The organism is Pseudoalteromonas aliena (assembly GCF_038155085.1).
Taxonomy (GTDB): domain Bacteria; phylum Pseudomonadota; class Gammaproteobacteria; order Enterobacterales; family Alteromonadaceae; genus Pseudoalteromonas; species Pseudoalteromonas aliena_A.
Window position 1 is genome coordinate 1 of record NZ_JBAKAU010000181.1, and the last position, 219, is coordinate 219.

1 pseudogene is annotated in these 219 nt (G+C 34.2%); it reads right to left on the reverse strand.

Annotation, left to right across the window (positions count from 1 at the left end):
* Positions 1-31: 31 nt before the first annotated feature.
* A pseudogene (locus V6260_RS19020) lies at positions 32-219 on the reverse strand (cupin domain-containing protein); the annotation flags it as partial.

Here is a 219-nt window from a genome sequence, read left to right on the forward strand (position 1 = left end):
CTTCGTTAACTCGATAGCCCATATGTCAACTCTAGTTATACCATATCCCTTCATTAACTAGTGTAGTAAAGGGTTTAATAAATTCTAGACTGGGTTGGTGAGCCATTAAATCTTCGCTAATAAAATAGCTGGTATCGGTTAGTAATTTAACTGCATTTAAATCGCACATTGGCAGTTCATAATTTTCACCATTAACACTTAATAATACTGCACTGTCAA